17 protein-coding genes, 1 tRNA gene and 3 pseudogenes are annotated in these 21,545 nt (G+C 67.9%); 15 read left to right on the top strand and 6 right to left on the bottom strand.

All coding sequences use genetic code 11. From position 1 onward, the window contains the following. The first annotated feature begins 273 nt into the window (after positions 1–273). Positions 274–1,299 carry a zinc-binding dehydrogenase gene (locus ACWC09_RS35790; protein ID WP_450855155.1) on the top strand — a complete coding sequence of 342 codons (1,026 nt, stop codon included), beginning with the start codon at positions 274–276 and terminating at the stop codon, positions 1,297–1,299. 32 nt (positions 1,300–1,331) lie between these two features. Continuing rightward, on the top strand, positions 1,332–3,206 hold the full coding sequence (locus tag ACWC09_RS35785; RefSeq protein ID WP_450855153.1) for a glycoside hydrolase family 15 protein: 1,875 nt from the start codon (positions 1,332–1,334) through the stop codon (positions 3,204–3,206). Positions 3,207–3,652: 446 nt separating this feature from the next. Here ACWC09_RS35785 and ACWC09_RS35780 read toward each other — a convergent pair whose 3' ends face one another. From ACWC09_RS35780 to ACWC09_RS35765, 4 genes are all read right to left on the bottom strand, one after another. Then, positions 3,653–4,084: a hypothetical protein gene (locus tag ACWC09_RS35780; protein WP_450855152.1), complete on the bottom strand. Its 432-nt coding sequence runs from the start codon at positions 4,082–4,084 to the stop codon at positions 3,653–3,655. 173 nt (positions 4,085–4,257) lie between these two features. After that, positions 4,258–5,790 (bottom strand): D-alanyl-D-alanine carboxypeptidase/D-alanyl-D-alanine endopeptidase, encoded by a 1,533-nt coding sequence (gene dacB / locus ACWC09_RS35775; protein WP_450855150.1) that lies wholly within the window; start codon positions 5,788–5,790, stop codon positions 4,258–4,260. Between the two features lie 620 nt (positions 5,791–6,410). Next, complete coding sequence (locus ACWC09_RS35770; protein ID WP_450855149.1) at positions 6,411–6,977, bottom strand: Uma2 family endonuclease; 567 nt, start codon at positions 6,975–6,977, stop codon at positions 6,411–6,413. Positions 6,978–7,521: 544 nt separating this feature from the next. Then, positions 7,522–7,812 (bottom strand): CPCC family cysteine-rich protein, encoded by a 291-nt coding sequence (locus ACWC09_RS35765; protein WP_450855147.1) that lies wholly within the window; start codon positions 7,810–7,812, stop codon positions 7,522–7,524. Between the two features lie 256 nt (positions 7,813–8,068). On the opposite strand from ACWC09_RS35765, the gene ACWC09_RS35760 reads away from it, so the two are divergent. The 5 genes from ACWC09_RS35760 to ACWC09_RS35740 all read left to right on the top strand — a co-directional run bounded on the left by ACWC09_RS35760 (position 8,069) and on the right by ACWC09_RS35740 (position 11,809). Then, positions 8,069–8,335 carry a DUF6959 family protein gene (locus ACWC09_RS35760; protein ID WP_351584166.1) on the top strand — a complete coding sequence of 89 codons (267 nt, stop codon included), beginning with the start codon at positions 8,069–8,071 and terminating at the stop codon, positions 8,333–8,335. An 816-nt stretch (positions 8,336–9,151) separates the two neighbouring features. Then, a complete protein-coding gene (locus tag ACWC09_RS35755) occupies positions 9,152–10,201 on the top strand; it encodes a glycosyltransferase (protein ID WP_450855146.1) in 1,050 nt (349 codons plus the stop codon). A 46-nt stretch (positions 10,202–10,247) separates the two neighbouring features. Further along, on the top strand, positions 10,248–10,421 hold the full coding sequence (locus ACWC09_RS35750; protein ID WP_351584160.1) for a hypothetical protein: 174 nt from the start codon (positions 10,248–10,250) through the stop codon (positions 10,419–10,421). A gap of 12 nt (positions 10,422–10,433) precedes the next feature. Beyond that, positions 10,434–11,024, top strand: a complete 591-nt coding sequence (locus tag ACWC09_RS35745; protein ID WP_351584157.1) for a class E sortase — start codon at positions 10,434–10,436, stop codon at positions 11,022–11,024. A gap of 53 nt (positions 11,025–11,077) precedes the next feature. Then, positions 11,078–11,809 carry a TetR/AcrR family transcriptional regulator gene (locus ACWC09_RS35740; protein WP_427168507.1) on the top strand — a complete coding sequence of 244 codons (732 nt, stop codon included), beginning with the start codon at positions 11,078–11,080 and terminating at the stop codon, positions 11,807–11,809. 34 nt (positions 11,810–11,843) lie between these two features. On the opposite strand, the pseudogene ACWC09_RS35735 reads toward ACWC09_RS35740, so the two are convergent. Beyond that, positions 11,844–12,035, bottom strand: a pseudogene (locus ACWC09_RS35735) (short-chain dehydrogenase); the annotation flags it as partial. A gap of 980 nt (positions 12,036–13,015) precedes the next feature. Between ACWC09_RS35735 and ACWC09_RS35730 the strand changes: the two are divergent. The 3 genes and pseudogenes from ACWC09_RS35730 to ACWC09_RS35720 form a co-directional block, all read left to right on the top strand. After that, positions 13,016–13,492, top strand: a complete 477-nt coding sequence (locus tag ACWC09_RS35730) for a hypothetical protein (protein ID WP_450855144.1) — start codon at positions 13,016–13,018, stop codon at positions 13,490–13,492. Positions 13,493–13,761: 269 nt separating this feature from the next. Continuing rightward, positions 13,762–14,544 (top strand): calcium-binding protein, encoded by a 783-nt coding sequence (locus ACWC09_RS35725; protein WP_450855143.1) that lies wholly within the window; start codon positions 13,762–13,764, stop codon positions 14,542–14,544. A gap of 138 nt (positions 14,545–14,682) precedes the next feature. Next, positions 14,683–14,922: pseudogene (locus tag ACWC09_RS35720) on the top strand (tyrosine-type recombinase/integrase); the annotation flags it as partial. Between the two features lie 55 nt (positions 14,923–14,977). On the opposite strand, the gene ACWC09_RS35715 reads toward ACWC09_RS35720, so the two are convergent. After that, positions 14,978–15,053, bottom strand: a tRNA-Arg gene (locus tag ACWC09_RS35715). A 290-nt stretch (positions 15,054–15,343) separates the two neighbouring features. Here ACWC09_RS35715 and ACWC09_RS35710 point away from each other — a divergent pair. From ACWC09_RS35710 to ACWC09_RS35690, 5 genes and pseudogenes are all read left to right on the top strand, one after another. Continuing rightward, on the top strand, positions 15,344–15,472 hold the full coding sequence (locus tag ACWC09_RS35710) for a hypothetical protein (protein ID WP_450855142.1): 129 nt from the start codon (positions 15,344–15,346) through the stop codon (positions 15,470–15,472). 283 nt (positions 15,473–15,755) lie between these two features. Then, positions 15,756–18,077, top strand: coding sequence for an MMPL family transporter (locus tag ACWC09_RS35705; protein WP_450855141.1), 2,322 nt, complete (start codon positions 15,756–15,758; stop codon positions 18,075–18,077). Between the two features lie 292 nt (positions 18,078–18,369). Next, positions 18,370–19,446 (top strand): NAD(P)-dependent oxidoreductase, encoded by a 1,077-nt coding sequence (locus ACWC09_RS35700; protein ID WP_450855140.1) that lies wholly within the window; start codon positions 18,370–18,372, stop codon positions 19,444–19,446. A 3-nt stretch (positions 19,447–19,449) separates the two neighbouring features. Further along, a complete protein-coding gene (locus ACWC09_RS35695; RefSeq protein ID WP_450855139.1) occupies positions 19,450–20,967 on the top strand; it encodes an FGGY-family carbohydrate kinase in 1,518 nt (505 codons plus the stop codon). A gap of 394 nt (positions 20,968–21,361) precedes the next feature. Then, positions 21,362–21,545, top strand: a pseudogene (locus tag ACWC09_RS35690) (sugar ABC transporter substrate-binding protein); the annotation flags it as partial.

The following is a 21,545-nucleotide window of genomic DNA, read 5'->3' as shown; positions in this document are numbered from 1 at the left end:
ACCTGCGGAGATGGCGGCCTGGTGGTGTCCGGCCTGGGGAATCACCCCTCTGTGGTTCTCGCTTGTTCGCGGGTTTCCCGGCCTCATGTGTGCTGGATCCGTTCCGCTCTGCCGCCCTCTGTCCCCTGTGCTGCCGGGGGCCCGGCTCAGCCCGGGTCGCATGGTATTGAGCCACAAGATCGATCAGATGCGAGGACAGTGCGGCCTGCCTAGGCTGAAGGGATGAAACGGGTTATTGTTGATCATTTCGGTGGCCCTGAGGTCCTGAGGGTCGTGGAAGAGGACGACCCGCGGCCGGGGCCGGGTGAGGTGTGCGTCAGGGTGCTGGCCGCAGGCGTGTCGTTCACCGATGCCCAGCTGCGCGCCGGCACGTATCTCGGCGTACCGAAGCCGCCGTTCACGCCCGGCTACGAGCTCGTCGGCGTCGTCGAGGAGCTCGGTCCGGGCTGCTCGAGACTGCGCGTGGGGGACCGCATCGGTGCGCTGACGGTGTGGGGTGCCGACGCGGAGCGCGTTTGCGTGCCGGAGGCGGAAGCGGTCGAGGTGCCCGAGGAACTCGACCCGGCGGAGGTTCTGAACCTCGTCTTCACCTACATGACCGCCTACCAGCTACTGCACCGCGTGGCGAGGGTGAAGCGCGGCGAGACGGTGCTCGTGCACGGTGCGGCCGGCAGGGTGGGCACCGCGGTCCTCGAGCTCGGAGCGGCCGCTGGGCTTCACCTCTACGGAACCGCATCGGCCCGCGACCGCGCCGCGGTCGAACGGCTCGGCGCGGTGGCGATCGACTACCGCAACGAGGATTTCCTGGCGCGGGTGCGCGAGCTCCCCGGGAAAGGCGTGGACGTCGTGCTCGACGGGCTCGGCGGCGTGCTGTCGCTGCGCTCCTTCCGCGCGCTGCGGCCCGGCGGAAGGCTTGTCGTGTTCGGCCACTACGCCACGCTCGAACACGGGCACAAGAACTGGAGAGCGTGGGCGGAGTGGTACGCGGCGACCGGGACCGTCTGGCTCTGGAGCATGCTCTCGCCCCACCGGCAGGCGCTCGCCTACCGGATCCAGAAACTGCACGGACATCACCGCCAAGTGCTTCCGGTGGCCGGTGGTCACCCGGCGCTTCCCGTGGGTGGAGGTCCCCGCGACCCGGACCGGTTCCGGGAGGACTTCCGCGCGCTGCTCGAACTGCTCCGTGAGCACAAGATCCACCCGGCCGTGGCCGAGCGCCTGCCGCTGTCCGAGGCTCGTCGAGCGCACGAGATGCTCGAGCGCTCGGCGGCGAAGGGAAAGCTCGTGCTCGTGCCGTAGGCCGAGGTCGAGGCTGAGGAGGACGCTCGCCGATGGTGCGCGACGGCCCTGCCGGCCGAGTGGAGGGGGTCTCGTCCGGCGAAGCCCGGCAGGTAGCGCGGGCGCGCTACCTGCCCATCGCCGAGCACGGCCTGATCGGCGACATGCACACCGTCGCTCTCGTCGGCACCGACGGGACGATCGACTGGTACTGCTGCCCCCACTTCGACTCGCCGAGCGTCTTCGGGGCGATCCTCGACGCCGACCGCGGGGGCCTGTTCCGTATCGCGCCCGACTGCGACGGCTGGAGTTCCAAACAGCTCTACCTCCCCGACACCAACATCCTCATCACGCGCTTCCTGATGCCGGACGGCGTGGGAGAGGTGCATGACTTCATGCCCCCGCCGCGTACCGGCGAGGCGGCGCACCGCCACCGTATGATCCGCCGGGTGCTCGCCGTGCGCGGGCGAATGCGCTTCGTCGTCGATGTCGCCCCACGCTTCGACTACGCGCGCGCCCGCCACGAGGTCGAACTCACCCCGCACGGCGCGCTCTTCCGCTCTCCCGAGCTTGAGCTCAGCCTCTCGACGCGGTGCCCGCTCGAGATCGTGGGCGGCCAAGACGTGCGCGCGGGCGTCACCGTCCGAGCCGGGGAGACGGCCACCTTCGTGCTCGACCGCGTGCGGCCCGGCGAGACGCAGGCGTCGTCCTCCGATGCCGCCATCGCCGCCGAGTTCGACGCCACCGTGGCGTTCTGGCGGCACTGGCTGCGCGGCTCGCGCTACAGCGGGCGCTGGCGCGAAGCGGTGCACCGCTCGGCGCTCACGCTCAAGCTGCTCACGTACGCCCCCACCGGCGCGATCGTGGCCGCCCCCACCACCAGCCTGCCGGAGGAGCTCGGCGGCGCACGCAACTGGGACTACCGTTACACGTGGATGCGCGACGCCGCCTTCTCGCTCTACGCGCTGCTCAGACTCGGGTTCACCGAGGAAGCCGGCGCGTTCATGGAGTGGCTGGAGCGGCGCTTCCGCCACGCGGCCGACTACGGCGAGTCGGGCCCCCTGCAGATCGTGTACGGCATCGACGGGCGCGGGGACCTGCCCGAGGAGCAGCTCTCCCACCTGGAGGGCTACATGGGCTCGGCGCCGGTGCGGATCGGCAACGGTGCGGCGACGCAGCTGCAGCTCGACATCTACGGCGAGCTGATGGACTCCGTCTACCTCTGCAACAAGTACGGGCGGCCCCTGTACCACGACGGCTGGATGGAGCTCACCCGCAACCTCGAGTGGCTGATGGACCACTGGGACCAGCCCGACGAGGGGATCTGGGAGACCCGCGGCGGCCGCCGTGACTTCACGTTCTCCCGGCTGATGAGCTGGGTGGCGGTCGAGCGCGCGGTCCGGATCGCCCGCCAGCGGGGCCTGCCCGCCGACCTCCCTCGCTGGACGGCGGTCCGGGACAGCATCTACCACCAGATCATGGAGCGCGGCTGGAACCCCGACCGCCGGGCGTTCGTCCAGCAATTCGACACCGACGTGCTCGACGCCTCTCTGCTGCTCATGCCCCTGTGCAAGTTCGTCGCGCCCACCGACCCGCGCTGGATCTCCACACTCGACGCCATCACCACGGAGCTGGTCTCCGACAGCCTCGTCTACCGCTACAACGCGGAGGCGTCGCCCGACGGGCTCGCCGGCAATGAGGCGACCTTCTCGATGTGCTCCTTCTGGTGGGTGGAGGCGCTCGCCCGGGCCGGCCGGCTCGACGAGGCGCGGCTGGCCTTCGAGAAGATGCTCACCTACGCGAACCACGTGGGGCTGTACTCGGAGGAGATCGGTCCAACGGGCGAGCAACTCGGCAACTTCCCCCAAGCTTTCACGCACCTGGCGCTGATCAGCGCCGCCTACAACCTCGACCGCCGGCTCGGGTGAGCGTCGGGGGGGCTCGATTGTCCTCATGCCTCACGAGAGTCTGACAGGGAGGGCTCCACGCAGCTGTGGTGGCACGCGTGTGGCACGACCCCGAACACGGCAGAGGGTCAGCCCGGGAGGAAACCTCTCCTGAGCTGACCCTTCTCTCTGTGCCCCCGGCAGGATTCGAACCTGCGACACCCGCTTCAGGAGTTCGAGCGGAGGGGCCTTGGAGAGCACCTGACCATGTGGGGCATGACCGCTCACGATCGTTCAACGCCGGGGCTGTCCGCTGTCGTTGATGTCACCTGGCGATGTCAGGTTGGATGGCGGCACGGATGCGTGTCGTGGCCGAGCTGTTCACGGACGGTGGCAAAAACGCAGTGGTGCACCTGCCTGGCCGCCGTTTCCTGGTGTGCGGATTCAGTGCGACTCTCTCTCCATCCAAGTCTTGTTGGTGGGATGACTCACGACGGGTCCGTAGGCAAGATGCGCGCCGGATCGGTCGCTCCGAAGAAAAAGGCGAGGCTGCTCGGGGCGCCAGAGTCTTCGTTGTCGGTGGCCCAGCCGACGGCGGCGGAGATCACGTAGTCCGTGCCGCCGTCCGAATTCTCAAGGATGTGGACGCGGTTGCTCCGGGCGGACCCTCCGGCATCCGCCACGACGCGGGAGCGCTCCTCGGGGGTTGCGCATCGGATGACGAGACCGTCGTAGACCAACCCTGTCTGTATCGCCACGACGGGCTTGAAGAGCACATCGATCCTCGGGCCATCGAGTGCGCTGCGCAGCAGGAGCTGGCTGTGACTGAGCGAGTAGGCCCAGACTTGGAACGTCTGTTCAGAGCGGAACAGCACTCGGCCCGGCGTGAAGTCGTCGTCTTGGTTGAGCCACGCATCCATCTGCAGGTGGGGATACGGAGGTGGTACCGGTACGTGCAAGGGGGAGGGCGCCGGAGGCGCCTGCGGCTACCGAGGTCGGCAAGCCGACCGGCTGTGACACCGTCTTGCGGGTGTCACAGCCGGTCGTACCACGCGGTGTGCGGATCCCCTCGATCGGCCGCGATGCAGTGCTCTCAGTCTTCTCGCCGCGCCGCCGCCTCCTGCAGGTAAGCGGAGATCGTGGCGAGGTCGTTGGCGATGCTCAGTACGCCGTTGACGTCGGTCGTCGGGGTGGAGGCGCCGTTGACGCCGGCGAAGAAGACGTCGAAGCGGCCGTTGCCCTTGTCCAGGTAGCCGGCGATCGTGATGGCGCCGACGGCCAGGCGGTTGCTGAGCGCATCAAGACCGACGGCGGCGCCGGTCTTGGCGAACACCTTTCCGCGCGCGGGGCAGTCGGTGCAGTTGTCGGCCAGCAGGCCGTCGACGCCGAGGATGGGCAGCGCGTTCCGGAAGACCTCTGCCTCGGGGGTGCGATGCCAGTACGTCAGCATCTGCACCACCGCGTTCGGCGTGGTCCGGTCGACGGGGTTGCCGCCCCGGCCGTCCAGGAGCTGGATCTGCTTGCGGTCGACACCCGCGCGGTCCAGGAAGTCGGCCAGCACGGGGAAGCCGTCCATGCAGTCCTGGCTGCCCTTCGCGACGGCCATCAGGCAGATGGCGAGGTTGGCGCCCAGGTTGTGGCTGACCTTGAAGATGAGCTTGGCGTACTGGGTGTAGGGCGGGGAGGTGTACTGGGCCACGCGCGGCCGGCCGTCGTACCCGTCGGGCAGCCGGTCGACCGGGTTGGCTCCCGTCGGGTTGGCGGTGACCTTCACCCCGGCCCGTCCGAGCGCCTCGATCAGCGCGGTGCGTCCGAAGGCCGCCGGATCGGCGATGTCGGAAACCTTCAGCGCCGGTTCGGAGTCGGCCGCGATGGTGCCGGACAGCTGGATCCGGGTGCCATTCTCGGAGGTCGTCACCTCGATGTCGGTCGGCTGGCCCGCCGCCACGGTCCGCACCGTCGACGTGACGTGGTACGGGGCGACCTTGGGCCGCCAGTCCAGTCGCGCGGGCGCGCCGGGCCTGGCGCCGGGGGTGGTCAGCAAATCGATGAGATTGTCGTTGATGATCAGCGGGGTCGGGACCGGGACGAAGATCGGCTCGGGCTGGAAGAGCCGGTTGTCGACGATCACGTTGCCGTCGACGCGGGTGATGCCGGAACGCCGTACTTGCTGGGCGATCTGGTTGATCCCGGCGAGCGGGTTCTCCGGGGTGAGCGTGGCGCCGGGGAAGCTGTTGGCGTATGTGTGGTCGAGGTCGGTATAGGCGACCGTGCCGTCGGGGCGGGTTCTGCCGCCCATGGTGAGGTCGCCCTGGGCGACCAGGTCGAGATTGCCCTTCAGGGTGCTCCCGCGGCGCTCGCCGATCGCGTAGACCGGGGTCCGGAAGCGGTGGTCGCCGCCGAGGGTGTCCCACGCCCCGGACACGCCGAACAGCTTGGCCACCGACCCAGGGATGAAGAGCTGCTCGGCGAACCGGCTGTGGATCACCCTCCCGCTGTCGGGGTCGCGCTGGAGCAGACCCCACTGGGCGTTGGGGTAGTCCGGCTTCCGCATGATCTCCGTGATCCGCGGGTCCAGCCGGTCGGAACCGCCGTCGTCGGGCGACGAGGCCGCCTGGGCTGCCACGCCCGGCGTCAGGGCCAGGAGCAGCAGGGCACAGCATCCGGCAACGACGCGACGCCGAAAGGATCCGAAGTTCTCTCCTCGCACTGCAACACGTACCGTTCGTCTCGGCAGTTTCCTGTCCATGGGGTCAGGTATGGACTCCGATGGGCGCCGGAAATGGGCGGCGCGAACGGTAGTCACCCGAACGGCACGGCGCATTCGTCGAAATGCGTAGCGAACGGCCGGTCGGGACAGTCGGTCAGCGGCCGGGCTCGGACTTCAGGCGACTTGCCCTCAGCGGGCCGGATGCTGCCCCTCTGACGTCGCTTGGATGTCTTGGTCGCCATGGTCCTGGAACCTATTCATGGTTAATGCCATGGCTACGACGAACAGGGCGCCCATCCCGGAAGGACGAACGGGCTGGTCAGACGCTGTGCCCCAGGCAGGATTCGAACCTGCGACACCCGCGTCAGGAGCGGGATCGAATCCTTGCCGGGGGGTGCTCGCCGCTGCCGCGCGGTGCTGTTTCCCCTGGTCGGAACGGCACAGCGAGCCACTTGATCCGGCTCATGCCGCCCTGTGCCGGGCCGTCCGCTCACGCATCGCTCACGCGCCGCTTCCGGTTGCTGAGCAGCGCCTGCTCAGACCTGCCCGAGGTCGATCTGCGCCGGGAACGGGGCCACTACCTTGAGGACGCCGGTGAACACGTCTCCGTCCCGGTAGGTCTTCGTCGCGGGGTCGAGAACGTAGGTGTATACGAGAGGAACGCCTGTCGCGGCCTGCTCGATCCGCCAGTAGAAGCCGATGCCCGCCTTGGCGTACTGGTCGACCTTCACGATCCGGTCGGTGGTCTCCGAGCCTGGCGACACCACCTCCGCGACCAGCAGCACGTGCTCAGGGCGGGTGGGGGTGATGTCGATCGTGTCTGCTCGGTACACGACGACGTCCGGGCGCCGATTGGTGAGCGGGACGTCCTGAAGCCGGACGTCGAAGCCCGTGTCGGCGTTCCACTCCGGGCCCGAGGCAGCGTCCAGGGCGTTCGCCAGAATCCGGGCCAGCCGGTTGTGGCGCTTGGACGCACTCGGACTCACGACGACCATCCCGTCCACGATCTCGATACCGGCGCACTGTTCCTCGGACCAGGACTCGTACTCCTCCGCCGTGATCTGCTCATGCATCCACGCCGGGGCCACCATCTCGGCCGTCATGAAGCACCTCCCGGACACTGTGCTACGGGCCCGATCCCGCTGGATTCAGCGTACTGTCTGCCGTCCGTCCGGCACGCTGATCCCGCTCACGCCCGCTCCCGTCGGCCGGCATCCGACGAGGGAGCCCACGACAAGGGAGGAACCAGCACGGTGGACTCGTCACCGGGGGATCGGAACGGGCCGGCGGCACCACTGACCCGGTGGCCCACGCCGCAGAGCGCGGCAACGTTCGGCCCGGCGAGTGCCGGTCAGAGCCGTGGCAAGGCTTGTGGCCGGGTTCGGGCTCGCGGCGCGACGCTCACGCAAAACGGCCCCGGACGAGGAGGCCGAGGCCGAGCTGAGCGCCTCACTGAGGGGGAAACCCCAGGTCAGGGCGGTAATGCGTTGTGCCCCCGGCAGGATTCGAACCTGCGACACCCGCTTTAGGAGTTCGATCAGCGGGAAGCGCGGGCGGCTTAGGTTCGTGCTCGCAGGGAGAATCGGAATCCAGCCTGGGACGCTGAGATGCGTCGTCGTCTGGCGACGTTGATGTCAGCCGGTGATGTCAGGCCGTGGGGTGTTCGCTGGGCAGAGGGGGGCGTACGAACTGGGTACACCGCTCATCACAGGCTCCCATGGCATGGAAGTTCAGACGTGCCTCTGCGAGGCTCAGCCGCCCGTTCGGGCCGCCCCGAACCCGGTCGGCATCGTGGTCGTCCTGCCCGTCGTCCTCCCAGAAGCACACGGGACAGATCTCGAAGTTGCCACGCTCGTCGAGCGTTAGGAAGCCGCAGCAGGGACAGCGGTACGGGCCGCCCTCGGCCTTCCCACGGATATTCAAGAACGGAGTGACCACGCCGGCATCCTGCCCCCGCCATGCCGCCGATGGCGACCCAATAGATGCACGCGGCTCAGTCTGCTGAGACACGACCGCGATGAGGTTCGAGCGCGGCCAACACGTTTTCCAACTGTGGTGGTGGGATGGTGGGCGTCGTTCAAGGGTGTTCACCTGCGTTCAGCGCTGTTCGAGAGTGCTACTGGCATCGGCCTCGGGGCCGCTGCGAACGGCCCTGAACCAAGCTGAATGAGACGGAAACTGAGACGGGGACCCGATGGAACGAGTGGAAGCCGAGCTGTTCACCGATGCCGGCAACAACGCTGTCGTGCGCCTGCCTGGCCGTCGCTTTCCTGGAGTCCTGGTCCAGGGCGACACCCTCAGGATCCTCTCCGCCGACGTCGCCGAACTCGTCGAACTCTGCGCGGCCGGCGATCTGGAGGAGGCCCGCCAAGCGGCAAGCCTCCTCCACGAGGAACTCGGAGCGAAGCTACAGCGCTACACCGATGCTCTCGACGCCCACGGAGAGCGACACCCGTTCTGATCCGTAGCTCTGTGTGGATCGGTCAGTGGCGGTCATACCGGTTGCGCTACGGCCCTTCAAGGACGCTGCCAGGCGGGGTCGGTTACCGATCTTGCCAGTGCCGATGACGTTTGCCCTGGTCGCAGCGTCGGGCTGCCGTGGTCTCGGGTGGTTTCGAAGGGGCTCGGGGAGCGGGTTGGCTCCCAGATGGCTCCCAGGCGTCCGGACTGGCTGGGCCTCGCCGCGCAGGGCGAGGCCGACCGAGAAGCCGGCGTTGTGCAGTCTTTGTGTCGCCCGGACGTCGATCGTTGCGATCCTCGATGGCCTCCAAGACCTGCTGAACTGCTGGACCGGCCTGTGCACCACGTGCCACCAGCCCCTGGCCCGACCCTGGACCACACACCAAACAGCAAGATCCCCCCGACCTGACGGAGTCCTACCAGGCCGAGAGCCCCTGTTCCCTCAGGGCCGCCGCCGTCCGTTCGGCCACGGCCGCGTCGGCGTCGGTCACCAGGACCCGGGCGCCCGTCGCGTCGGTGAACTCCGTATTTCTCGAAGCGCTTTGTATCGCTCATGAGCCGAACCCACGGCCGGAACGATCAGCCGGGCAGACACCCCGGCAGGCTTGGGCGGCCCGAGCGGCGATGCAGTCAAACTTTGACATTACGCACTAAGTATCGTATGTATGGATACATCGTAAACTTACGAGCGAAGGGCGGGACGACGAGAAGGCAGCCCTCCAGTCGCACGGAGTACGTGGTGATCGACATGACGACGAGTTGCAATCAGCCCTTCCCGAGCCCCCTTCGCCGGCAACCCGAGCCGGGAGCCCCGAGGGTGACGGCGCTCGTACCCGCCTACAGGGAGGCGGACTCGCTCCCCCAAGTCCTCGATGCGCTGCAGACGCAGACACGTCCCGCGGACCGCATCATCGTGACTCTGGATCCGCACCAGGACAGCGGTCGAACCGAAGAACTGGAGCGAATTGCCCAAGAGGCGGGCGCCGAAGTCTGGCATTCGGTCGGCAACAGGCATAAGAAGGCCGGCAATCTCAACGGAGCGCTGGACAGATTGCTGCCGGACATGGCAGACGACGACTCAATCCTCATCCAGGACGCCGACACCTATCTGGATCCTTACTTCATCGAGGTGACCACCCGGAAGTTGGGGCAGGGCTACGGCGCCGTGGGCGGGAACTTCCGGGGTCGTTCGGGCGGCAGGCTCTGTGGCGTCTTCCAACGCAATGAGTTCGCCCGGTACGCCCGGGACACGGCTCGAAAGAACGGCAAGGTACTTTGCCTGACGGGCACCGCCTGCCTTTTCAAGGCCGGCGCTCTGAAAGGTGTGCTCGCCGCCCGAGAATCTGGTCTTCTGCCACCGGCCGACGGAGTGTACGACACGAAGGCACTGACCGAGGACAACGAGCTCACGCTCGCTCTGAAGCATCTCGGATTCCGCATCGTCGCTCCGGCCCGCGCGACCATGAGCACTGAAGTCATGGAAACATGGCGAGCCCTTGCGAAGCAGCGACTTCGCTGGAAGCGCGGAGCGCTCGAGAATCTGATCGGCTACGGCGTGACTCGTTACACCGCAGAAGGTTGGGTCAGGCAGGTCGTGGCGTTCCTCGGGGTATCCGTGTCGACCGTATATGTAGGTTCGGTCCTGTGGTTCCTCGCTTCTGGGTCGGGCCTGAGAATTGCTCCGTTCTGGATCGCCTTCACCGTCTTCTACGCGATTGAGCGGGCGATCACCGCAAAATCCAGGGGTTGGCGCGTGTCGGTTGCCTCGATGCTGGTCATACCGGAATGGTTCTACGACCTGTTTCTGCAGGGAGTGCACCTCCGTGCGCTCGTCGATACAGCTCTTCAACGAGAGCGAAACTGGTAGTTCAAGCAGTCCCCGGAAAGGGACCGAACAGACAGAGGAGACAATCATGGCAAACTATGCAGGCGCAGGGGCCACAATGGGCGGAACCAGTGGGGCAGGGGTTCTGCCCCTCACAGGCGGCCCGGACACCATCTGGTTCTGGATCGTCATGTTCGTTCTGATCTCGTCGGGATTCGCTGTGCTGCGGCTGTTTCCCCGAAAGGTCAAGGACGACTCCTGACCGGGGTCGGACATGAAAAAGGCAAGTCAACTTCTGGGTATCGGCCTGATACTCGTCGGTTTGCTCCTGGGAGGCTTCACGCTTCTCCAGACCTGGCACTCGGACAATCAGTACAGAGCCATCCAGCAGACACTGCACAAAGAGATCCAGATGTCGGCCGAGGTCCCTCACGAAGGCGGCGCGCTCGCGACGCTGAGGATTCCTCGATTCGGCTCGGGCTATGACCCCGTGATCGTTGAGGGCGTGTCTCAGAGTGCTCTTGCGAAGGGCCCCGGGCACTTTCCGGGGACGGCCATGCCGGGCGAAATCGGAAACTTCGCGATTGCCGGTCACCGCACGGGGTGGGGGCAGCCGTTCCATCGGCTGCCGGACCTGACAAAGGGCGACGAAATCAAGGTCTATTGGCACCGTAAGACATACACCTACCGGGTCACCCGGACCGAGGTCGTCAAGCCCTCCGACGTCGGCGTCGTGCTTCCCGTTCCCAACAGGCCGGGTGTCAGGCCGGACAAGGCTCGGATCACGCTCACCACCTGTACGGACCGCGGGTGGAAGGGCACATACATCCACCGGCTCGTCGTATGGGGCGAGCTGGAGAAATGATCACTAGGTGGCATAGGCCCCGGCGCCGCGTCGAGCCTTGAGGAGGCAGGCGAATGGCGAACGAATCAGCCGCCGGCACGGGTCGATCCGGCGACCGCGGGCGTCCTGCGAGACTCAGCCGTGAGCGTGTCCTGGCCAGCGCTTTGGAACTGGTTGATCGCGAAGGCCTCTCCGCACTGAGCATGCGTCTCCTGGGAGCCGATCTCGGCGTGGAGGCCATGAGCCTGTACCGCTATGTGCCCGGCAAGGAAGCCCTGGTGGACGGGCTGGTCGAGGCCCTCTACCTGCAACTGGAGGACCGCCTCGACCAGGCGCCCGTCCCGGCCGCGGCACCGACCGCCGGTGACTTCGAGCAGCGAGCCGGCCTGCAACGCATCGCTCTGACCATGTACCAGGTCTGCATCGACCACCCCCAGGTGGTGCCGCTCCTGTCCACCCGCATGATGGCGGTCCCGCTGGCCCGCAGGCCGCTGCCCGTCCTCAGGCATCACGAACGGGTGCTCACCCTCCTTCGCGACGCCGGACTGGACGAGGCCCAAAGCGCCACAGTCCTCCGCGCCTTCACCGCCTGGGTGCTCGGGTATATGTCGGTGGAACTGCGCGCCATGGTGGACAATCCAGAGGAACCGGACCCCGCGTTCCGGTTCGGCCTGCATCGCCTTCCCGCCCAGGACCTGCCAAAGCTGCGCGAGAGCATCCCCGCCCTCGCCGAACGCGGCGGCCCGGAGGGCCTGGCAGCCGGATTGGACGCACTGCTCGACCGCTTCTCCGGGCCACACGAGTAAGCCCCCGGCCAAGCACGCTCCGGCAGCATGCGGGTCACCAGTATCCGGTCGTGCCCGCCGGTTTGCCCGCGTCCTGGACCTCGACGAGGTAGCGCAAGGAGTCGGGGCGGGCGGTTGCCGTCGAGGTTCGTGAAGCCGTGGACCTGGGCGAGTCCGCCGCTGGAGAGGGACCAGCCGTTGAACCGCGCCACGTCGCGAGGGCGACGGCGCGCCCCACGAAGCGCGGCGGGAGCGCCACACCGCGACGTGCCGGCGTGGACACCACGGGAGTTGCGGCACAGCTTCGTGTCGTTGCTCTCTGACCACGGCATCCCGTGGTAGCGGATCGCCCTCTTAGTCGGTCACAGTAGCCAGGCGACGACAGAAGCTGATCTATCAGCACTCCTATGACGATCGATCAGCGTCCTGGCGCGAATCTGGCACGCGACCGCTGACCATCACGGACAGCAAAAAGGCCCGGTTCTCCGCTGCAGTTCGGCACTGACCGTTGCTGTACGGGCTTGTTGGTGTCAGGTGTTGGTGTCAGCCGCCAGGGGGGATTTGACAAGTTCCCACCTCATTGCCTCAAGGGCACGACCTTCCCCGTCCTCCGCTAGCAACCCACGGCCGTACCTGGCTAGGGCTTCGACGAGGTCGGGGTATCTGTACGCCGGATCATCTTTAGAACGTGCGCAGCATGTACCGCGTGGACCCACAGTCGTACAGGCCTCACAGACGATTCACACTCGATCACCAGCGCGTCGCTCGGGAGCCACAGCTTCTCGCGAAATGTTGCTTCGCGTACGCAGACATAGCGCAGATCTGTCGGGAGTTCACGCAGCCGCGTCCACGACCAGCGAGGTTTCCACCGGAACTCACTCCCGACCGGTACCCGGCCAAGGCTGTATCGGCGTCCCTCGTCCGGCAGGTTAGCCCCGACCGGGAAGAGGACTGCTTCCCCTCCCACGGCCCGAGCAGCTGTCCGTCGCACTCGCCGTGCCACAACGATTGTGCCGATCATCATGCCAAAGAAGCCGCAGAGCCCCGTAATCACGCCCGAAATCATGTGCGAAGTAAAACAGGCGGCCAACCGATGACCAAGAGGTTAGGCGCGGCCTCTGACCTGACATCACCCACCACTCTCCCCAGTTTCCATCCCGGCTGTGTCAGTGCCCTCATCTAGGGTGGCGGCGATCTCGAAGAGCTCACACCGTGAGGAGCGACACGATGGGCGCCAGTGGCTGGGAGTACGTCACTCCATACAAAAACACCGTCGAGGAGTCATTGGAAGCGCTGCACGCGCAGACCTTCCAAGAGCTCTACGGCGATGGCGATACCTACGAGGACCTTGAGGAGCTGTGGCAGGACGAGGAGTTCATGACCGAGGAGGGAACCCACTCGATCCTGGACATCCAGCGCGTTGTCCATACAGACGGGACACCATCGGCCCACAACATTCAGGACTACGGGACGCTACGCCCGCTAGCTCTTGAGCGCGTCATACATCATTTCGGCACTGATCGACCCAGATCGGGCCAGTTCGAGGAAGTGCTCGCCCAGGCCTATGCGGCGATCGGATCTCCGTCCGACCATACGGACACCCTCCTTGACGAGTGCCGCATGCGGTGGACCGGCGTGTACGTCGTTCTTTACACGGGAGACGAGTCCACTCACCTGGGAATTTTCGGTTACTCCGGCGACTGAGCCGCTTCGGAGAAGGAGCGCAAAAAGCTATGCGCTCCTGTTCACAAGAGTCGGTAGGCAAACAGTCTTCGTCGTCTGGCATCGTCTGTCGTCATTGGCTGCTCCGGGACGGCCCACACACGGCCCGGCGGAAAGGTATGGGGCACGCAGCTGTCAGTACTTGTGTCCTGCGCCCCAGGCCCGTCTTCAGTCCCTGATCACCGATGCGTACACTGCCTGCACTTATCGGCGGCCTGCTGCACGGGGCGGGCCTGACCTTCGGGAACACAATGCGAAGATCGACGTTCGGCTCTGCTCTGCTCGGCTCTCTGGCCATAGCCGCTCTACTCGCTCCAGGTGCCCAGGCGACTGAGGGTGACCTTCATGTCAGTGACTTCCGGATCACCGGCGGAGGCGGCGCGGGCAACGACGTCGTCCTGGGCATCACCGACTCAAGGACGATCACCGTCAAGGTGACGTTCAGCGACGACTCGGGCATCAAGTCCGCGGACTTCACGCTCTTCCACGGAAGCAAAAGCAGCCTCAGCGAGGCCGACGCGGTGCTGAAGCCCAGCGAAGCGGCGCCGGTGTGCTCAGCCAACGGAACCAGTTCCGTCTGCACCAAGCACTACACGATCGACCCCCGGCGTGATCTGAAAAACTCGCTGGCCGGCATCTGGAAGCTCAGCGTCACAGCCCAGGCCAACGACGGGGAATCAATGAACACGGACGGTCTCACCACCTTCTTCATGAAGCGCTACGGGAAGCTGACCGCCAACGCCTCTCCCGAGCCGGTCGCCAAGGGCGGCACCATCACCGTCACGGGCAAGCTCAGCCGGGCCAACTGGGACACCCATGACTACCGCGGCTACACGGGCCAGCGCGCCTACCTCGAGTTCCGCCGACCGGGCATCAGCTACTACGAGTCTCTGGGCTACGTCACCACGAACTCCACCGGGGTCGCCACCGCGAAGGTCACCGCAACCGCCGACCGCTACTGGCGCTATGAGTTCAGACCCACCATGACAACTAGTGCCGTCAAGGCGACGGGCGACTTCGTAGACGTCCGTTAGGCGTGTCGGGCTCGGTCGATCGGTCGGGCCCGGTGCCCCTCACCGCGCGGGCGGTGTAGCGACTTTGGCCGGGAACTGCTTTGGCGCGAGTGATCATGGCCCCGTAAGCTTCCGGCGAGTCGGGCAGTCTGTGGACCTGTCGCCGAGTCCGCCGGTATCCGCGTCATCCGGCTGCACGACGCCCGCCACGGCACGGCCACCCTTCTCACGGCGGCCGGAGTCGCACCCCGCGTCGTGATGGAGATCCTCGGGCACAGTCAGATCAGCATCACCATGGACGTGTACACCCACGTCGTGCAGGACACCCAGCGCGAGGCCATCAGCCACATGGACCGGCTGCTGAAGCGGCGGCCGGTCGCGAGTGACCGCCCCCGTTGATGTCAGAAGTAGATGTCAAAGGCCCCGGACCATGATCGGTCCGGGGCCTTTCGCCTGGTGCCCCCGGCAGGATTCGAACCTGCGACACCCGCTTTAGGAGAGCGGTGCTCTATCCCCTGAGCTACGAAGGCAGGGGCTTGCAGAAAACCTTGTTGAAAGTCCAGGACGTGGATCTTCAACCAGGAGTACAAGCCCGCTGGTCAGACGTGGCGCGACGCTCTCTGTGGGGTGCCCCGGGCAGACAACGTGACGTACCAACGGCCGACCAAGGACAGCGTAGCGGATGCGTGCCGGGGAGCGTCGTCGGTATAGGGGCAGGCGAGCAGGCCGGTCGGCGAGAGCGCTTCTGAACTGCTGCTTCTGCAGCCTCCGGTGAATGACGGCTCGACTCTGACGGGGCCGGGACCGAGGTGATGGGACCGTGCTGCTCCTTGCGTCAGCCTGCGGGGGTACGTGGCGCTGTCTCGTGGTGGTCGGCAGCGCTCCTCGCCGCCGCCTGCTGCACCACCTCCTGGACGTCACCCGCACGTCCGTGGAGCCGGCGCTGTGAAGACTCCGGCGCAGGGACTCGCGTGCACTGCGGTCGCGGCGCGCGCCGAGGTGACTGGACGCCCGGAGAGTGGCGTTGAGCCCCTGGCTTCGGGGTGTAGCCCGCTACACCCCGAGTTCGGGAGGGTGCTCCCTCGTGACGGAAGTCGCCCGACGGGATCGTAGAGATCACTGAGGCACGCCGTCCCGGTCTCCGCCCGAGGCGAGCGGAACGAGAGCCTCCGTTCCCCCCTTTGTCTTGCACCGCTTGTCTTGCACCGCCGATGTGGAGGCCTTTCACCGCCATGGCAACTTTCCTGTACCACGTGGGTCGCATCACCTTCAGGTGGCGATGGTTCGTCACGTTCCTGTGGATAGCCGTCCTCGGTGCCGTCGGCTTCGCCGCCGCGAAGGCCCCCGCCGCTCCCGACGACGGATTCGCCATGCCGGGCATCGAGTCCCAGAAGGCGTTCGACCTCCTGGACCAGCGCTTCCCGGGCTCGGCAGCCGACGGGGCCAACGCCCGCATCGTCTTCATCGCACCGAACGGAGAGAAGGTCACCGCCGCCAAGAACAAGGCCGTCATCGAGGATCTGGTCGACGAGGCCGCCGACGGCTCGCAGGTGGCCGGCGTCGTGGACCCCTTCCAGGCGAAGGCGGTCAGCAAGGACGGCTCCACGGCCTACGTCACCGTCGCCTTCAAGACCGCCGCCGACGACCTGACCGATGCCAGTAAGAAACACCTGGAGCGCGCCGCCGACCAGGCCCGGGATGCGGGCCTGACCGTCGAGATCGGTGGAGACGCCCTGGCGACACAACCTGCGGCGGGCGGATCCGCCGAGGCGATCGGCATCGCGGTCGCGGCGGTGGTCCTGCTGATCACCTTCGGGTCCATGGCCGCCGCCGGGCTGCCGCTGCTGACCGCCGTCATCGGCGTCGGCGTCAGCATGACCGCCATCATCGCCCTGGGCAGCACGTTCGGGCTGTCCCTGACCAGCGGGACCCTCGCCTCGATGCTCGGCCTTGCCTGCGGCATCGACTATGCCCTGTTCGTCGTCTCCCGCTACCGCGAGGAACGCGGAAAGGGCCGTGCGCCGAGGGAGGCCGCGGGAATGGCCGTCGGCACGGCGGGGTCCGCGGTGGTGTTCGCCGGCCTGACCGTCGTCATCGCGCTCGCCGGGCTGTCGGTGGTGGGCATCCCGATGCTCACCAAGATGGGCCTCACCGCAGCCGGCGCCGTCCTCGTCGCCGTCCTCATCTGCCTGACCCTGGTCCCCGCCCTCCTCGGCTTCTGGCCCAACGCCGTACTCGCCCGACACGTCCGCAAGGGCAGGAAGTCCCGCGGCGCCAAGACGAGCAACGCGAGCAACATGAGCAACGCAAACAACAGGAACAACGAGAGCAACAGGAACAACGAGAGCAACAGGAACAACGCCAACAACACGGACAGCGCGGGCAAAGCACAGAACGCGGGCAGCCGCTGGGCCCGCCTGGTGATACGTCACCCCCTGCCCGTGCTTCTCCTCGGCGTCGTGGGCCTGGGCGCGCTCGCCGTGCCGGCCGCCGACCTCCAACTGGGCATGCCCGGCGACGAGGCCAAGTCCACGTCCACCACCGAGCGCCGCGCCTACGACGCCCTCGCCGAAGGCTTCGGCCCCGGCTTCAACGGCCCCCTGACCATCGTCGTCGACGCCAAGGGCGCAGCCGACCCGAAGGCCGCCGTCTCCGAGATCAGCCGGCGAATCGGCGACACCAAGGGAGTCGTCTCCGTCTCCCCGGCGCGGTTCAACCAAGCCGGCGACACCGCCGTGCTCTCCGCCACCCCGTCCACCAGTCCCACCGACGCCAGGACGGTCGACCTGGTCAAGACCATCCGCGCCGAGCGCTCCAGTATCGAGCAGCAGGCCGGGGCCACCTACGAAGTCACCGGCACCACCGCACTGAACATCGACGTCGCGCAGAGATTCCAGGACGCACTCGTGCCCTACCTGGTGGTCGTGGTCGGCCTGGCGATCGTGCTGCTGCTCCTGGTCTTCCGCTCCGTCCTGGTACCGCTGAAGGCAGCCCTCGGCTACCTGCTGTCCGTACTGGCCGCCCTCGGTGTGGTCGTCACGGTGTTCCAGCACGGCCATGGCGCGGAGCTGCTCGGCGTCGAGACGACCGGCCCGATCATGAGCATGATGCCGATCTTCCTCGTGGGCATCGTGTTCGGTCTCGCCATGGACTACGAGGTCTTCCTGGTCTCCCGCATCCGGGAGGCGTACGTCCACGGGGACCGGCCCGGGCAGGCGATCGTCTCCGGGTTCGGCACCAGCGCTCGCGTGGTGGTCGCTGCCGCGCTGATCATGATGGCTGTCTTCTCCGGGTTCATCGGTGCCAGCGAGTCGATGATCAAGATGATCGGGTTCGGTCTGGCGGCCGCGGTCCTCTTCGACGCCTTCGTCGTCCGGATGGCCATCGTGCCGGCCGTCCTCGCCCTCCTCGGTGACCACGCCTGGCGCCTGCCCCGCTGGCTCGACCGGTTGCTGCCCAGCGTCGACGTGGAGGGAGAGGCGATCACCCGCAAGCATCCCGTGCCCTCGGCGCTGGTCGACCAGCACGGTCCCGGACTCGTGCACAGCCGGTAGATCCCCGCACAACCCGGTGGCCGCCTCCCGCAGGCGGCCACCCCCGATACCGGGGCCGCCCTGGCGGTATCGGCCCCGCACTCGCCGAACCCGTGGGGACGGGGAGCGGCGAGCACCCCGGCCCGGCGGCGAGCACCCCCTGCTCGCCGCCGGGCACACAGGCGTTCACGGCCCTCCCGCCGACCACCACGCATGCGACGGACGGACCGACGTGTCGAGCGAACGAGGCTTCCCTCCCCATGGCTGTTCCGGCGCGTCGGCCTCTCGCGTGGGACGATCAGGCTCATGGGCGGTGACTTCGGCACGCGAGGAGACCGCATTGCGCGTTCTGGTCGTCGGTGATCGGTTCATCCCCGCCGGGTACTACGTCGATGCCCTGGCGGAGGTGTGCGGACCCCGCCTCGGGCCGGTCCGCCGTGTCGACTGGTCGGGGACCAAGGCGGAGCAGCACGCGGCGCAGCAGACCATGGAGTGGCACGGGGCCGGGGCCGTGGCGGTGCCCGGCGAGATCGTGGGCGCGGTGGGTGACGCCGAGGTGCTGGCCGTGCACTTCGCGCCGGTGCCCCGGGAGGTGCTCCAGGCGGCTGCACGGCTGCGGGCCGTCTGCGTGGCCCGTGCGGGGCTGGAGAACGTCGATGTCGCCGCCGCGACCGCCGCCGGCGTGGCCGTCGTACCGGTGTTCGGTCGCAACGCCACCGCCGTCGCCGAACTCGCCGTCGGGCTGATGCTCGCGGAAGCGAGGGACATCGCCCGTGCCGACGCCTCCGTCAAGGCCGGCGGATGGCGGAAGGAATTCGGCGGGCCCGGCCGGGAGATCGGGGCAGGCACGGTCGGCCTGATCGGTCTGGGGCATGTGGGGCGGGCGTTCGCCGGGCGCATGCGCGGCTTCGGCGCGCGCCTGATCGCGTACGACCCGTATGTGCCCGACGACGTCCTGGCGCGCCACGGCGTCGTGCGGGCGGGCGACCTGGACACCGTGTTCCGCGAGTCCGACGTCGTACAGCTCTTCGCCCGGCTGACCGCGGAGACCGAGCGGTTCATCGGCGCACGGCACTTCGCGCTGATGAAACCGACCGCCTCCTTCGTGAACACCGCGCGCAGCCGTCTGGTCGACACCGACGCCCTGTACGAGGCCCTGGTGCACCGTCGTATCGCCGGAGCGGGACTCGACGTGCACGACCAGGAGCCGCTCCCGGCGGACAGCCCCTGGCGCGCGCTGGACAATGTCACGATCACCACGCACTACGCCGGTGACACGACGACCACGACGCTGCGTTCGGCGCGGCTCGTCGCCGAGGCGGTCGCCGAACTCGCCGCGACCGGCCGCTGCGTCGCGGCGGTCAACGCACGCGAACTCGGGTGGGTGTGAGCGGTGGCGCGTGAACTGGTGCTCGGTGTCGACGCGGGACACACGGTGACCAAGGCCGTGCTGTTCGACGCCACCGGCCGAGCGGTGGCGCGGGGCACCGGCGCACTGCCGCTGAACACCCCTCAACCCCACTGGGTCGAGCGGGATATGGACGACGTGTGGCGGACGGCGTACCAGGCCGTCGCCGCCTGTCTCGCCGAAGCGGGACCGGACGCGGGGCGGGCCGTCGCCGCGGTGGGGCTGGCCGGGCACGGCGACGGGCTGTACGCCGTCGACGGGCGGGGCCGGCCGGTGCGGGCCGCGATCGTGGCGATGGACACGCGCGCCGAAGCGGTGCTGGAGCGGTGGCGGGGCACTCCGGTCTGGTCCCGTGCGCTGGAGTTGTCGGGCACGGTGCCCTTCGCGGGTTCCCCGGCCGCCCTGTTGGCCTGGCTGTCCCGCCATGAGCCCGGAGCGCTGCGAGCGGCCCGCTGGCTGTTGTCCTGCAAGGACTGGCTGCGTCTGAGGCTGACGGGCGCGGTGGCCACCGATCCCACCGACGCCAGCGCCTCCTTCACCGACATGCGGCGCGGCGGCTACTCGCCGGAACTGCTCGACCTGTACGGCCTCGGAACGCTCGCCGGCCTGCTGCCGCCCGTGCTGGCCTGCGACGCGGTGAGCGGAACCGTCACGCGCGAGGCCGCGGCGCTCACCGGGCTCACCGCGGGCACGCCCGTCGTCACGGGTGCCCATGACGTCGACGCCGCCGCGCTCGGGATCGGAGGCTCGACGCCGGGCGAACTGTGCCTGATCGCGGGGTCGTTCAGCATCAACCAGGTGGTCAGCGAGCAGCCCATGGTCGATCCGCGCTGGCAGGTTCGTCACTTCGTCCGCCCGGGGCAGTGGATGACCATGTCCACCTCACCGGCGTCGGTGGCCAACCTGGAGTGGTTCCTACGGGTCACGGGCGCACCGGCCGAGCAGCGCGACGGCGCCCACGAGGCGATCGGCCGCGAGGTCGAGGCACACCTGGACGGTCCGTCGGAGGTGTTGTTCCACCCCTTCGTCTACGGCTCCCCGTACCCGCGTCCCACCGCCGGGACCTTCCTCGGTCTGCGCGGCTGGCACGGCCGCGGCCACCTGCTGCGGGCCCTGATGGAGGGCGTCGTCCTCAATCACCGCTGGCACGTCGACGCCCTCTGCTCGAAGCTGCCGGTCACGGGGGCGGCGGCCCGGCTGACCGGTGGCGCCGCGCGCAGTGAGGTGTGGAGCCAGATGTTCGCCGACGCCCTGCGGCGACCGGTCGTGGTGACCGACGTGCAGGAGAGCGCCGCCCGGGGTGCGGCCCTGCTCGCCGCCACCGCCGTCGGCCTGCTCGACGACGTCACGGACCCGCGCGCCGCAGCCGCCGTGCTCAGGCGCCACGAACCCCGCCCCGACCGGGTCGCCGTACTCGACGAGGCGTACCAGGTGTACCTGGAGGCCCTGGAGGCTCTCGGACCGGTCTGGGCGCGCCTGGACGCGCCCGGAACCGCGGAGTGACTGGCCGAGGCCAACGGCAGAAGTAGTCGGTGGAGACCGGCGACGGCGGGCTGATCTGCGGTTTTCCTGTCTGTCCGGTCTGGCGCTCATGGGGGATTCCTCGGGGACGGCGGCGGCGCGGTCGGGGTGCCTCGCGGCCTTGCGAGACGGCTCGACGATAGATTCCCAGAATTTATCTCGCAAGATGTGTTAACAACGGCGCAGTCTCCTGCTAATAATTCCGCCATCGACAACGCGCCCCACACCCCCGGGCCGCATCCACCCCCTCCCTCCACAGCCAGGACCTCGGTCGAGGTCCCGGCAGACCCGCCAAGCGGCAGCTCCCGACGAACGGTGCCGCCGTGGGAGCCCGCTACGCCGTTTCCCGAGCCACCCGTACGAGAGGTCCCCCGTCATGCGATCGACCAGATACGCCCTCATAGCCGGTGCCGCCGCCACCGCGCTCCTCGCCACCGCCTGTTCCGGGGCCGGAGCCGGCGGCTCCTCCGGTGGTGGCAAGAGCATCAATGTGTTGATGGTCGGCAATCCGCAGATGGAGGACATCCAGAAGCTGACCAGGAGCACGTTCACCAAGGACA

This window comes from Streptomyces sp. NPDC001617 (genome assembly GCF_053596855.1).
This window is presented reverse-complemented; position numbering and strand designations above follow the sequence as displayed.